Below are 12528 nucleotides of genomic sequence, written 5' to 3' on the forward strand. Positions count from 1 at the left end.
TCTCTTTTAAGTCGCAATACCCATATAGTACCGCTTTGGTACTATATGCGTCAAACACTGCCTTCAGCTTTGTTGCTGCAGAGCCCACATTGCAGCGTATTTACCTTGCTTCAACAGCAACGAGCGGTGATTTCCACGCTCAATGATTTCACCCCGGTCCATCACCACAATTTCGTCTGCATCAATGACCGTCGAGAGGCGATGGGCAATAATCAGAGTGGTCCGGTCTTTGGCGATCACTTTTAGCTGATCCTGAATGGCACGCTCGGTATGGGTATCCAGGGCACTGGTTGCTTCATCGAGAATCAGGATTGGCGGATTCTTCAATAAGGTGCGGGCAATGGCCACCCGCTGCTTCTCACCGCCAGAGAGCTTCAAGCCGCGCTCCCCTACCCTGGTGTCATAACCATCGGGCAATTGCTCGACAAAAAGGTGAATACGGGCAGCTCGCGCAGCGCTTAACACTTCGTCGCGCGTAGCGTCAGGCTTGCCGTAGGCGATATTGTGGTAGATCGTGTCGTTAAACAGCACGGTATCCTGAGGCACGATGCCGATGTGCTGACGAAGACTGGCCTGGGTAAAATGGCGCACATCAACATTATTGACACATACCTGTCCGTGACTCACGTCATAGAACCTGAACAGCAGTCTTGCCAGGGTTGATTTACCCGCCCCTGAAGCCCCCACTACCGCGAGCGTCTTGCCTGCGGGAATTTCAAAGTTCAAATTACGTATCACCTGCCGGCGCTCATCATAGGCAAAGCTCACGTCTTTGAATTGCACACTTGCAGAAGGACTGTGTAATTCGGTAGCAGTAGGCAAGTCGGCGACTTCCTGCCCTTGCTCAAGCAGCCTGAACATGCGCTCCATATCCGTCAGGGCGTGCCGAATTTCCCGGTACACAAAGCCCAGGAAATTCAAAGGTGCATACAACTGGGTCAGATAGGCAGACACCAGCACCACGTCCCCAACGCTCAGCTCTTCATTCACTACGCCTGTGGCCGACATCCAGAGCAGTGCCGTGACGCCAGCCGTGATAATGACGGCTTGCCCCATATTCAAGAGGTTTAGCGACACCTGATTACGTATGGCCGCATGAACCCACTGTGCCAGATTTTCGTCATAGCGACGATGCTCATAATCTTCACAGCCAAAATACTTAACCGTTTCATAGTTAAGCAAGGCATCTACCGCACGCGTATTGGCCCAGCTATCAAGCTCGTTCATCTCGCGCCTGAAGCGCATACGTCTTTCAGTCACAACCAAAGTGAACACAATATACGTAATGATGGAAGCCAGCGTTACCAGGGCAAACTGAATTTCAAAGCGCCACAGCAGCACGGCTGCCACCATGACAATTTCCAATAGCGTAGGAAAAATATTGAATAAGGTGAAATTCAGAAGAAAGCTAACACCTTTGGTTCCGCGCTCAATGTCACGGCTTAAGCCACCCGTCTGGCGATTCATGTGAAAACGCAAGGATAGGGCAAACAAATGCTGAAACACCTGAGTTGAAATACGTCGTATCGAACCTTGCGTTACCGGTGCAAAAAAAGCATCTCGAAGCTCACCCAGCACACTTGATAACAGCCGCGAAAAGCCATAGCCGATCAGGGCAGCCACAGGGAGCACCAGTGCAGTCCCGGGCAGACTTAGTCCGTCAACAATGTCTTTCAGATATAAAGGCATCACCACACTGGCCAGCTTGGCGCCAATCAGGCACGCCATGGCAACAGCCACACGCCATTTGTACTGCCAGATATACGGAAGAACAGAGCGTATTGCCTTCAACGCATCATTGCTTTTGGGCGCACTCGCCTCTTTTCCTGAATTCATATTTCTCTTTTTTAAGGCCAATTTCGCTAAAGCGCGATAGGCTGCACTCTGTTACTACAACATTGTAAGCGTAGCCTCTACAATAGAGACCTTTGACTTTATTTAATCTGGACGCAGGGCTCATGGCATCCACTCGCTTCGACTTCAATACCGCACTACATCAGTGCGCGCAGGGCAAAAACGCAGCACTTAAACGTATTTATGAACATGAAGCCTCACAGATGCTCGCCTACGGGCTATCGTTGCTGGAAAGCCCAAGTGAAGCCGAAGAGCTGGTACGCGAAACCTTCATTTTAAGCTGGAAAAACTCTCTGGGCTTTGATGCGTCGCTTGGCGATGGCCGTGCCTGGATCTACAGCATTTTCCGCTATAGGGCGCAGGCACGTTTGCGCCAGCGAGGCTCTGGCGGCAATACCCGGCACGCGCCCTCGCTGCCATCGCCCAACTCGGGGGCTACAGCATTCCTGCGCAGCGTCATTCGTCTCGACTCTGTCTCCCGTCAAATACTGCTCATAGCCTACCTGCAAGGCAGCGGGTACCACGATATCGGGCAGCGGCTATCTTTGCCGGCCAATCAGGCCCGCTCCCGTCTGCGCGCCGCAGTAGGGCAACTGCGCGACTCAATCAGCACCTTGCGCGGCCGCAGCTTAAGCGAGCAGCAATTGCTTATTGCCGAGTACACCCTCGGCCTTTTACCCTCTGCTGAGCACCAGCAAATTCAAAGCTTGCTGCAACATGATGACCAGGCGGCCCAAGACGCTCTGGCGTGGGAATACGAGCTGCTGGCTTTCTGCGATGGCCTGCACCCTGTCAGGCCGTCTGACCAACTGCTATGGCGCATACAGACAGCGCTCGGACACGAAACCACGGAAAGCTCCCCGTCAACACTGCAGCGCTCAGCGGATTACCTTAAAAAGAACAGCTGGAACCGCCCAACAACACCACCTTCATTCCTCAATTGCTGCGTGCGGATTCTGCATCAAGCCTCTCGATTCCTGACCGCATAGAGGCTGCTCACAAGGAACCCTCAGTAACGCCATCTCCCTCGGCAGAGCTTTTGGCCTCGACACAATCAACCGAGGAAGCCGTCGATCTGTCAAGCGAGACTCCAGAAAAAGCCCCTCCTCGATAGCCATGGCCTTCGGCGCAGGTTTAGCCCGCCTTTTTCCAAAAAGGTGCCTGTTGCCCAAAGCTCCAGCACTAAAACAGAGCCCTCTTTGCACGGCAACGGCAACGCCACAAGTACAGATCCCGACGAGACCCCACCGCCCAGCGACATCATCGTTGAGCCAATTGCCACACCACCCGCTAAACCGCAGAGTCCGCCTCCGACTCCGCCAGTCCGACGAACTCCAATTGAGCCTGACTCAAACGACGAACCAGGCAAGCGGCAGAAAGCTGGGCCTGCCTTGTGGCGTAGCGTCGCTTTTATTTTCGCTGTCACTGCTCTAGGCTTAGGCGCAAAAATAGCTTTGACGCCTGCTGAACCACCCATTAATGTCATTGAGATGGCCCCCACCCAAGCGGCGGTCCTTCAGGCACCTGGTCAGTCGTCAACCCCTGGATGGGTCCTCACGGTAGACCCGGAGGGCAACGTGCTACTGAGCCCCCAAGTGGAAACGGAAGTGCTGGAGACCCAAAGCGTGCAACTCTGGACGCAAACAGCGGCCTCTGCTACGCCTCGCTCACTGGGATTAATTGATCCCAATCGCCCCGTTGCTATCCCGGCCCCTTTAATTGGAGAGCTTGAAACCGGTCAGATTTTTGAGATCACCCTTGAAAGCAAAGGGGGCGCCGTCTCAGAGATGCCGAGCGGGCCTGTGCTATTCATAGGACGCCTGGTTCGCTTTGGCGATGCCCCGGTGCCGGTGCAACCGGCAGTTACTGAAACATCCTGAAAGCAGGTCCGCCAGAGGCACCACAGCCCGTTGCGCAATGCTCTTCACCCTGCGGCGTAGCCCTTAAGCTAGCCGTTGCTTTAGGCTTGCTCTTCTAACCACACAAGCTCTTCGGGCATAAAGCCAGCTCGTAATCGAGCTGGCTTGTTGAACGGCCCGCGCAGGCGCGGTGCACGATACTGCAACGCCATTTCCGGATAAATCGCCACAGGGTCTAAATGCTGCTGGCGGCACAGCCACCGATACCAGTAGTTTCCTAACGCCACATGGCCCACCTCATCTCGCAAGATGATGTCCAGTATGGCTGCAGCGGCATGATCACCCGCATTGGCCAGTTTAGCCCTGACGATAGGGCATGCATCCAGCCCCCTGGCCTCAAGGGTGCGCGGTACCAGTGCCAGACGCGCCATGACATCGTCTTTAGTACGCTCTGCCATGTCCCACAACCCATCATGAGCTGCGAAACTGCCATAGCTGAACCCCAACACCTGTAAATGATCCGCCAGCAAGTTGAAGTGCACGACTTCCTCGTAGGCAACGCTTAACCATCCACCATAAAAAACACTGGGCATGTTCGGAAAACGCCACATGATGTCCAGAGCCAAGTTGACTGCATTAAACTCAATATGCGCCAGCGCATGAATTAACGCTGCCCTCCCCTCTACTGTACCCAGCCCACGGTGCTTCACTTGCTGCGGCGGAACGATAAGTGGCAAGTCCGGTCGCCCGGGAACAGCCGCTGAGTCCGGGTAGCAGGTCTTGACCTCAACATAGGGATGGCGACGATGGTGCAGTTGTCGCACAAGCTCAGACTTGCGTACAGGGCAAGGCTGCACCAACGCATGGAACGCTTGTTCTCGAATGCAAACTAAGGTCATAAAATGAAGCCTCCACACCACGCCTTCGGCTTGCTGCCCTCAAGTGGCGTTTTTCATCTTGGGGTGGCCCGGCGGTAAAAAGTCCGGCATCAGCCGGACCTCATGGAACATGTAAGTAGACGCTTAGGTTCGTACTTCGGTTTCTTGCAGAACCTGAGTCAGCGCAGCCTGAATGCCTTCAAGGTCAGAGCGTAAACTTTGCAGCTCGTTACCCGATAGACGCACAGCGGCTTCAGCATCAAAGGGTACATCCACCCCGTCACCCAGGCGATTACGGGCACCACTAATTGTGAAGCCTTCGTCATACAGCAAATTGCGTATGCGACGAATCAGCAATACCTCGTGGTGCTGGTAATAGCGCCGATTGCCACGACGCTTTACGGGCTTAAGCTGCGTAAATTCTTGCTCCCAATAGCGCAGCACATGTGGTTTAACACAACATAGCTCGCTAACCTCACCAATAGTGAAATAACGCTTTGCAGGAATGGGAGGCAACGTAACCGCTTTTTCTGTATTCGTCATGATGGATAGATAAAGTGTTCGAACCTAGGGTAATACTAAATCAAAGTCAGGGCTTCGTTTCAGGCACAATTTCAGTGTTCTCAACGGCAGCTTTTAATTTTTGACTAGCATGAAAAGTAACAACACGGCGTGCCGAGATAGGAATGACCTCACCTGTTTTCGGGTTGCGCCCTGGACGAGGGGGCTTATCGCGAACCTGGAAATTACCAAACCCTGATAGCTTAACCTCAGAACCCTCTTCGAGGGTGTTACGAATTTCAGCAAAAAATGTGTCGACGATATCTTTTGCTTCGCGCTTATTCAACCCTACATGATCAAACAGCATTTCAGTAAGATCTGCTTTGGTAAGCGTACGACTTGGATTCATGAAAACTCCTTATGCGCGTTGACGCACGTTATGGGCGTCGACAAGCGCTTGCAACAGCTGCTGCATACTTTTTTCTACAGTGGCTTCGTCTAGCGTCGCCTTTGGATCTTGCAACCAGAATCGCAATGCCATGCTTTGTTCTTTTGCATCAGGATGTTCGCGCCAAATGTCGAACAAACGAATTTCTTTAACAATACCAAGATTTTCATGGTTACGCACGGTGCTGTTCAAGGTATCTACTAACTGCTGATAATTCGTTGAGGAATCGACCCAGAAAGCAAGGTCACGCTGCACAATAGGCTGCCTGGATTGAGGCAATACTTCGGGAAGGCCAACGTGCGACAGAAACTGGGTATTGAGCTCAAACACCACCGGGGCGCCGTGCAGATCAAAGTCTTGCAGCCATTTGGGATGCACTTCGCCTATATAGCCCGCTACGGAACCTTGAATCTCAATTCTGGCGCTACGGCCCGGATGCAAGGCAGGATGCTCCACCGCCACGAAACGCAATGCCTGAGCCTGGACACCAAACAGGGTTTCAACGTCGCGCTTCACGTCAAAAAAATCGACGGCGCGATTGGGCACTCCCCATTGCTCCGGATTTGCGGGCCCCCATGCTGCGCCCGACAGGAACGTGGGCTGTGCCACTCCGGCAACGCTTAGATCGGCGTCAGGAACGCTTGTGTCGCGTTTGAATACCCGTCCGAGTTCGAAGACCCGCACTCGCGACTGCCGATGCTTGGCATTATGTTCGATGTTGGCCAGCAAACCACCAATCAATGATGAACGCATGACGGACAACTGACTGGCAATGGGATTAAGCAGACGGATGGGGTCGGCATTACCGTGGTAATCATGCTCCCAGCGCTCTTCCACGAAACTAAAATTAATCACCTCTTGGTAATCAAGGGCGGCTACCGCTGCGCGCAAGGCGTGAGGGCCGCGCAGGCTTTCAGCCTCAATGCGCATTGAGGCCCGGGCCCGAGGCGGTACATCAGGTATACGCTCAAAACCGTAAATCCTTGCCACTTCTTCAATGAGGTCTTCTTCAATGCGAATATCAAAACGGAAGCTGGGCGGAACAACCGTAAACACCCCGTCGCTATATTCGAAACTGAAGCCTAAACGCTCGAAAATCTGCGTAACCTCATCAGCTGATACCCCGACCCCTAAAATACGATGGCATCTTGCCAGGCGCATTTTTACCGGCTCACGCGCAGGAACCTTGATTTTCTGATCGTCTACGGGGCCGGCGTCTCCACCGCAGATCTCCAGAATGAGGGCTGAAATGCGCTCGACATGCTCGACTATGTGCTCAAAGTCTACACCTCGCTCGTAGCGATGGCTGGCATCCGAGTTGAATTTATAGTGACGGGCGCGGCCCATGATGGCCTCTGGCCACCAGAAGGCCGACTCAAGATAAATATTGCTGGTTTCCAGTGTGACCGCCGTATCTTCGCCACCCATTATACCGGCAAGGCTTTCAGCCTTGCCCGCCGAGGCAATGACACCCACACTGGCATCTACCTTGACTACTTTTCCGCTTAACAGCTCAAGCTCTTCACCATCACGGCCCCAGCGAATCTCAAGTTCGCCAGTAACCTTATCAAGGTCGAAAATATGAGAGGGGCGTCCCAGCTCGAGCATCACGTAATTCGAAATATCAACCAGTGCCGACAACGACCGCTGCCCCGAGCGCTCTAGTCTTCTTTTCATCCACTCAGGAGTCGCCGCCCGTGCATTGACACCACGGATGACACGCCCGACAAAGCGACCACATAAATCAGGAGCCTCTACCTTTACCTTAAGCGTGTCATCAATACTGACCGGAACCGGACTAAAGTCAGGCTGCTGCAAAGGCGCGCCGGTCAGAGCAGAGACCTCGCGCGCGACGCCCAGCACCGATAGGCAGTCGGCGCGATTGGGTGTCATTTTGAGCTCAAACACCACATCATCTAGATCTAACAATGTGCGTATATCTGCGCCAGGCTCGCTATCAGGTGCGAGTTCAAGCAAGCCTGCATTTTCGTCTGACAAGCCCAGCTCTTTGGCTGAGCACAGCATGCCCGCAGAGGCAACGCCGCGCATTTTAACCGGACCAATTGCAAGCCCACCGGGCAGCTCGGCGCCGACTTGCGCGACAGGTACCTTTAGCCCGACGGCTGCATTGGGTGCGCCACAAACAATTTGCAGCAGCTCACCCGAGCCATCATCGACTTTGCATACACGCAAACGATCGGCGTCCGGATGAGGACTGACATCAACTATGTGACCCACCACCACCTGAGTAAAAGCGGGGGCGGCGGTGCATACATCTTCGACCTCCAGACCTGCCATCGTCAAACGATGCGAAAGCGTGTCGGCATCGAGTGATGCGTCAACAAAGGAGCGTAGCCAAGATTCAGAAAGTAGCATGATGAAAGCGTAGAATTTTATTAAGTGCTGTAATCCTGCACGTACCAGCGGTGTCGTACAAGACCCTGACCATCGTAGCGAAGATTAACGGGCAAACTGACGCAAAAAGCGCAAATCGCCCTCGAAGAATTGCCGCAGATCATTGACACCATAACGCAGCATGGTGAGCCGTTCTAGCCCGGAGCCAAAGGCGAAGCCCACATACTGCTCAGGATCCAGGCCGAAATTACGCACCACGTCCGGATGCACCTGCCCCGAACCGGAGATTTCCAGCCAGCGCCCCTGATTTGGTCCCGAACTGAACATCATATCGATTTCTGCAGACGGCTCGGTAAATGGAAAAAACGACGGTCTGAATCGCACTACCAGGTCGTCGGTTTCAAAAAAGGCCCGCAGAAAATCGGTATATACGCCTTTTAAGTCAGCAAAGGAGATATCTTCTGCAATCCACAAGCCCTCGACCTGATGGAACATGGGTGAATGCGTGGCGTCGCTATCAACGCGGTAGGTACGTCCGGGAGCGATCACCTTGATGGGAGGCTTGTGCATGCGCGCATAGCGTACCTGCATGGGGCTGGTATGGGTGCGCAACAGCAAAGGCAAGCCTTTTTCGTCATTCATGTCGACGTAAAAAGTATCTTGCATGGACCGGGCCGGGTGATTCTCGGGGTTGTTAAGCGCCGTGAAATTGGTCCAGTCGTTTTCGATTTCGGGGCCATCGGCCACATCAAAACCAATAGAGCGGAATATCGCTTCAACGCGTTGCCATGTCTGGATAACGGGGTGTATGCCCCCTACCCCGTGACCACGCCCCGGAAGCGTGACGTCAATACTTTCAGAGGCCAGCCGCTGCTGCAACTCAGTTTCGGCCATTTCAGCCCGACGCTCGTTGAGCATTTCTTCTATCTGGCGCTTTAACTGGTTTATGCGAGCGCCCTCGGCTTTTTTCTGTTCTGGAGCAAGCTGAGCCAGCCCTTTTAACAACGCGGTAATTTCGCCTTGCTTACCTAAAAACGAGCTTTCGCGTTTTCTAATGAGGCAGCATCTTTGGCATCGTTGAATTGCGCCTGGGCACGAGAAATTAAATCGTCTACCGATAAGGTCATGGTTTTGCTTGTCCCAAAAACAAACGGAGCCCATGCGGAGCCCCGTTTGTAATCATACAGAATCGAATAAAACTGATTAAGCAGCTAAGGCAGTTTTAGCTTGTGCTACGACTGCTGCAAAACCGGCTTTATCATTTACTGCCATATCGGCCAATACTTTACGGTCGAGTTCGATATTAGCTTTGTTCATACCAGCGATAAACTGGCTGTATGTAAGATCGAGTTCGCGGCAAGCGGCGTTGATACGTGTGATCCACAGTGCGCGGAATACACGTTTGCGATTACGGCGGTCACGGTATGCATACTGACCGGCCTTCATCACTGCTTGCTTAGCTACACGATAGACCGTACTGCGACGGCCGCGAAAGCCTTTAGCTTCAGCTAAGACTTTTTATGACGAGCGCGGGCATTAACCCCACGTTTTACGCGTGACATAGTAGATCTCCGTTATCAGGCAAAAGGCATCATAGCTTTCACAGAAGCCACATCGGCTTTGTGAACTTCAACTGTTCCACGCAGTTGACGCTTGTTTTTAGTGGTTTTTTTAGTAAGTATATGACGCTTGAACGCCTGACCCCTTTTGATGGAGCCACTACCGCGAACCTTAAAGCGCTTGGAAGCACTTTTTTTGGTTTTCATCTTAGGCATGATGACACTCTATAAAGTTGTGACTGACGGTGGTAGCCAAGAACACTGACATACACTTGATAACCGGCAAGACACTTGTTGTTGATTTCCTTAATTACATAAACCAATACCGTGCCAAACACGCACTAAAAAAGCTGCTGCAATGTATTGCATGTAGTTTGTACTGCACGTGCCAGATGCTCCCTTACAGGAACAAACACAATATAAGCCATGAAAAGCAGACCAGTATATCGAATTCAGCTGCTGTTGTCTAATAATTGCCACCGAAATATACGGATTAACCCCGGTACTGTATAGCCTGAGCCACATGCTCAGCGTGAAGCTTGCTGCTGCCCCCTGCATCAGCAATGGTGCGGGCCACACGCCATAACCGATGAACAGTGCGATTTGACCAGCTCCACTTGCGTGCGCTTGCCTGCAAAAGCTCTGAAGCCGCACCCTGCATCTCGGCGTAGCGCTTTAATTGTGCGACTCCTAAGTGGGCATTCAGGCAAGCCTGCCGCTGCAGCTGTATGGCCTGAGCCTGGATCACGCGCTCTTGTACCGCCACGGATGTCTCGCCCCTAGCGTCATCGAACATCGAGCTTCCGTCGCTAGCCAAGGTCAAACGTATATCTAGCCTATCAAGAAAAGGTCCTGACAACTTTGCCGTATAACGCTCTATGCGTTCAGTCGTACAACGGCATAGCTGAGTCTTATGGCCGTGCCACCCGCAAGGACAGGGATTCATGGCCGCCACTAACTGAAAGCGGGCCGGAAACGTCACGCTGCGGCCCGCCCTCGCTATACGCACCTCGCCAGATTCCAGCGGCTCGCGCAATGCCTCAAGCGTACTCCGACTGAACTCAGCAATTTCATCAAGAAACAATACTCCATGATGAGCCAGGCTGATCTCGCCTGGCTTGGGCCGCAAGCCGCCGCCCACCAGCGCCGCAACAGTGCAAGAATGATGCGGGGATCGAAGTGGCGGTTGCCATGAAAGCCGCTCGGTCTCACCCGCCACCGTGGATAGAGCCGCCACCTCAAGAAACTGCTGGGCGCTAAGCGGTGGCATCAACGAAGAAAAACGTTGGGCAAGCATGCTTTTACCTACACCGGGGCTGCCTACCAGCAATACATTATGTCCGCCCATTACAGCGACCTCAAGGGCGTGCTTGGCGCGTAGCTGCCCCTTGACCTCTGACCAGCACAGCCCTGCCTCCGGCATGGTTGCTGAAAGCAGCGCAGCGCCTGCTGGTTCGGGAAGCGCCGGACAGCAAAGGGTTTGAACCAGTTCGCTAAGTGAACTAACCCCATATACGGATAAGCCCTCTACCAGAGCCGCTTTCTTGGCAACGCAGGAAGGCATAAACAAGGTATTGGCCCCTAACGCCTTGACGCCGAGCGCCAGGGCCAATGGCGAAGGAAGGTCGACCACAGCACCCGTCAGGGAAAGCTCTCCGGCAAAGACATACGCTTCAAGGGCTGGTGGTAAAGCACGTTTAACATTTTTTTCATCCACCGCCATTTGCCCAGAAGCCAGCAGAACACCCAAGGCAATCGGCAAATCGAAATGGGCGGCGTCCTTGGGTAAATCGGCCGGCGCCAGATTTACCGTGATTCGAGATGAAGGGAATTCGAACCCGCTACTTAAAATGGCAGAACGGACCCTCTCGCGGCTTTCACGTACACCCGTATCAGGAAGCCCCACTACTGTAAAAGCCGGCAAGCCAACGCCCACGTGAACTTCGACACGAATAGCATGTGGCGCCATACCCGATAAGGCACAACTATTAATAATGGCCAATGACATTGCTGAACCCCTGCTCGTAGAAGAAGCAGTATGCGGGCAAAGCAGACTTACGGACGAAGAATGAGAGCTTTTGCTCCAGCGTGGCTATTACCGATTACTTAAGCAACGAAAGCCAGCGCAAATACACTGGCCTTCAAGTCTGGAACTGCACGTTTGATTAGCTGGGGCTTGAATCGCTATCAGGCTGGCCTGCTGACGCTTTAGCATTGAGTTTCGCTTCCAGCGCCTGCACCCGGGACTCTAGCGTCGTGATGCGCACCAAGGCCCGCTCAAGCAGCGCGCTTTGATTTTCGAACTCTTCGCGCGTGAGCAAATCCATACGTGTGAAAGTTTGAGACATCAATGCGCGAACATTCTTTTCAATATCAGCCGCAGGGCTTTTAGCAATCAGTTCAGAAATATTTTTCTGCAGTTCGTTAAACCAATCAGTGCGTGGGTTCATAAGTGCCTCGGAATTTCAATAACAATATAACTAAGTGTATAGAAAAAATGGCTGCACGAGGCAGCCATTTTATAAACTCAGTCTTAGCTACTTAAGGCTTAGCTTCTTCTGAGGGCTGTGCAGGGGCCTGAGGCTGTACGCCGTTGCCCACTTTATCTTGAATAGCATCATCTGCTTTAGATGCGCCATCTTTGATGGCGTCACCGATATCGCTGGCAGTACGGCCGGCGGCATCTTTAAGCTCTGTGGCTTTCTCACCGACAGTATCAGCCGCACGATCTGCTTTAGTTTTAAGATCATCGCCCTTGTCGCCAGCATCATCTTTAAGTTCTTCTGCTTTAGCTTCAGTCGCATCAGCAGCGCGATCCGCTGATTCTTTTAGCTCGTCGGCCTTCTCTTGAACTTCGGCGTTAGCTTTTTCGGCATCGGCTTCAAGTTTTTCAGAGGTTGTAGGCTCGGTAGCAACCGGGGACGCAGGCTGAGTTTCGACAACAGGGGCAGGCGTTTCAACAGCGTTGTTGTTGACAGCTGCGTTATCCTCACCTTCCGAGCAAGCTGCCAAAAAGCTTAATGATGCCACTGCGGCAATCACGGCAAGATGTGAACGAGTCTTTTTCATAGCTA

11 protein-coding genes and 2 pseudogenes are annotated in these 12528 nt (G+C 52.9%); 2 read left to right on the top strand and 11 right to left on the bottom strand.

Annotated elements, in window-relative coordinates; translation table 11 throughout:
• Positions 1 to 63: 63 nt before the first annotated feature.
• Positions 64 to 1836, bottom strand: coding sequence for an ABCB family ABC transporter ATP-binding protein/permease (locus L1889_RS06790; protein WP_238664498.1), 1773 nt, complete (start codon positions 1834 to 1836; stop codon positions 64 to 66).
• A 92-nt stretch (positions 1837 to 1928) separates the two neighbouring features.
• Between L1889_RS06790 and L1889_RS06795 the strand changes: the two genes are divergently transcribed.
• Both L1889_RS06795 and L1889_RS06800 read left to right on the top strand, forming a co-directional pair.
• The gene (locus L1889_RS06795; RefSeq protein WP_238664499.1) at positions 1929 to 2843 is read left to right on the top strand and encodes a sigma factor; all 915 of its coding nucleotides are present in this window, start codon (positions 1929 to 1931) and stop codon (positions 2841 to 2843) included.
• A 210-nt stretch (positions 2844 to 3053) separates the two neighbouring features.
• Positions 3054 to 3734 carry an anti-sigma factor domain-containing protein gene (locus L1889_RS06800; protein WP_238664500.1) on the top strand — a complete coding sequence of 227 codons (681 nt, stop codon included), beginning with the start codon at positions 3054 to 3056 and terminating at the stop codon, positions 3732 to 3734.
• Between the two features lie 80 nt (positions 3735 to 3814).
• Here the strand turns inward: L1889_RS06800 and L1889_RS06805 are convergent, their stop codons facing one another.
• The 10 genes and pseudogenes from L1889_RS06805 to L1889_RS06850 all read right to left on the bottom strand — a co-directional run bounded on the left by L1889_RS06805 (position 3815) and on the right by L1889_RS06850 (position 12523).
• Positions 3815 to 4612 carry a ferritin-like domain-containing protein gene (locus L1889_RS06805; RefSeq protein ID WP_238664501.1) on the bottom strand — a complete coding sequence of 266 codons (798 nt, stop codon included), beginning with the start codon at positions 4610 to 4612 and terminating at the stop codon, positions 3815 to 3817.
• A gap of 123 nt (positions 4613 to 4735) precedes the next feature.
• Positions 4736 to 5134 carry a MerR family transcriptional regulator gene (locus L1889_RS06810; RefSeq protein ID WP_238664502.1) on the bottom strand — a complete coding sequence of 133 codons (399 nt, stop codon included), beginning with the start codon at positions 5132 to 5134 and terminating at the stop codon, positions 4736 to 4738.
• Positions 5135 to 5180: 46 nt separating this feature from the next.
• Positions 5181 to 5501, bottom strand: coding sequence for an integration host factor subunit alpha (locus L1889_RS06815; RefSeq protein ID WP_238664503.1), 321 nt, complete (start codon positions 5499 to 5501; stop codon positions 5181 to 5183).
• Between the two features lie 9 nt (positions 5502 to 5510).
• Positions 5511 to 7916, bottom strand: coding sequence for a phenylalanine--tRNA ligase subunit beta (gene pheT / locus L1889_RS06820; protein ID WP_238664504.1), 2406 nt, complete (start codon positions 7914 to 7916; stop codon positions 5511 to 5513).
• An 84-nt stretch (positions 7917 to 8000) separates the two neighbouring features.
• Positions 8001 to 9022: pseudogene (gene pheS / locus L1889_RS06825) on the bottom strand (phenylalanine--tRNA ligase subunit alpha).
• Between the two features lie 76 nt (positions 9023 to 9098).
• A pseudogene (rplT, locus tag L1889_RS06830) lies at positions 9099 to 9457 on the bottom strand (50S ribosomal protein L20).
• Positions 9458 to 9472: 15 nt separating this feature from the next.
• On the bottom strand, positions 9473 to 9670 hold the full coding sequence (gene rpmI / locus L1889_RS06835) for a 50S ribosomal protein L35 (protein ID WP_238664505.1): 198 nt from the start codon (positions 9668 to 9670) through the stop codon (positions 9473 to 9475).
• A gap of 277 nt (positions 9671 to 9947) precedes the next feature.
• A complete protein-coding gene (locus tag L1889_RS06840) occupies positions 9948 to 11462 on the bottom strand; it encodes a YifB family Mg chelatase-like AAA ATPase (RefSeq protein WP_238664506.1) in 1515 nt (504 codons plus the stop codon).
• Between the two features lie 157 nt (positions 11463 to 11619).
• Positions 11620 to 11904 (bottom strand): accessory factor UbiK family protein, encoded by a 285-nt coding sequence (locus L1889_RS06845; RefSeq protein WP_238664507.1) that lies wholly within the window; start codon positions 11902 to 11904, stop codon positions 11620 to 11622.
• A gap of 91 nt (positions 11905 to 11995) precedes the next feature.
• Entirely contained in the window at positions 11996 to 12523 is a 528-nt protein-coding gene (locus L1889_RS06850) for a hypothetical protein (RefSeq protein WP_238664508.1), read from the bottom strand.
• Between the last annotated feature and the right edge of the window lie 5 nt (positions 12524 to 12528).

Source organism: Paenalcaligenes niemegkensis (genome assembly GCF_022230885.1).
Classification (GTDB): Bacteria; Pseudomonadota; Gammaproteobacteria; order Burkholderiales; family Burkholderiaceae_B; genus Paenalcaligenes; species Paenalcaligenes niemegkensis.